This window comes from Candidatus Viridilinea mediisalina, assembly GCF_002532535.1.
Lineage (GTDB): Bacteria > Chloroflexota > Chloroflexia > Chloroflexales > Chloroflexaceae > Viridilinea > Viridilinea mediisalina.
Map to the genome: position 1 here is coordinate 1 of NZ_NQWI01000293.1, position 1,020 is coordinate 1,020.

Sequence of the window (1,020 nt, forward strand, 5' to 3'; positions counted from 1 at the left end):
AAGAAGTTCTGGGCCGCGCCGCTTGGCTTCGACAGGCTCAGCCAGCGGCGCGGTGGTTGCTAGCCCAAGGCTTCTTCCTGCTAACATTTTTTTCGTTCGTGTTAGCGGCGAAGCCGCTAACACGAACGAAAAAAAGCGGGTTTGGGGCACGGCCCCAACAGCCCCCGCCTACAGATCAGGAATCAGCAACATCGTCCCTGGCGTCAGGCGGCGCACATTGGTCAAGCGATTCACCGCAGCAATCGGACGCCAGTTTGTCGCATCGCCATACTCCTTAAAGGCGATCCAGGCCAGCGTATCGCCCGCATTCACCGTCCAGACCCGCTCGCCACCGGGCCCACCGGAGGTGGGGTTCTGGGCCGGTTGGTTGGTTGGGTCTTTACTCTGCTGAAAGACGACATCCAAGGTAGCCCGTACTGGCGTACCATCACCCAAAAACATCGTAAAACGCTGGGTAATCTCAATCACCACCGCATCAAAAGTCCACGACTGGCCCCACTGGAAGCGCACCTTGGGCGGGCGTGCCCGCTGCGTCTTGGCATCCTTGAGGCTATCATCAACCAGCATCAGGTTCCAAATCGCCTCAGTGTGGCTCGAACGAACATCCTTACCACTCTCATAGGTGTCAAAGAAGAGTTGCATCTGGAGATGCGCTGGGCCCCCGCGGCTAAACTCCAATTGGGGCATGTTGCGCCCACCGCCAGCCCCCTGTACCCACTCATTGACCTTGTGGTACGTGTAGGCATTGGGGTTGAAGAGACATTCAATCTGATCACTGGTGTCGAGATTGATGATCAATGCTTTGGCAAGGTTTGTCTGTTCCATACGCGATGCTCATTTCTATTTACGATTGTAGATTGCAGATTGCAGATTGCCGAACATGGTGTTCCAATGGGCGTTAGCGTTCTTGATCATGCGGCATGTTCAAGGGTAATTGGTGTTGGGGAAGCGGATGTTGTTGATTGCCCCATTTTGTCCACCATGAGCGAAGGCGCGTAGGAACGTTCCTGTTTGTGCCGT

General features: G+C 55.4%; 1 protein-coding gene. It reads right to left on the reverse strand.

Annotation, left to right across the window (positions count from 1 at the left end):
* Window positions 1-168: 168 nt before the first annotated feature.
* Window positions 169-825, reverse strand: coding sequence for a CIS tube protein (locus tag CJ255_RS22100; protein WP_097646212.1), 657 nt, complete (start codon window positions 823-825; stop codon window positions 169-171).
* Between the last annotated feature and the right edge of the window lie 195 nt (window positions 826-1,020).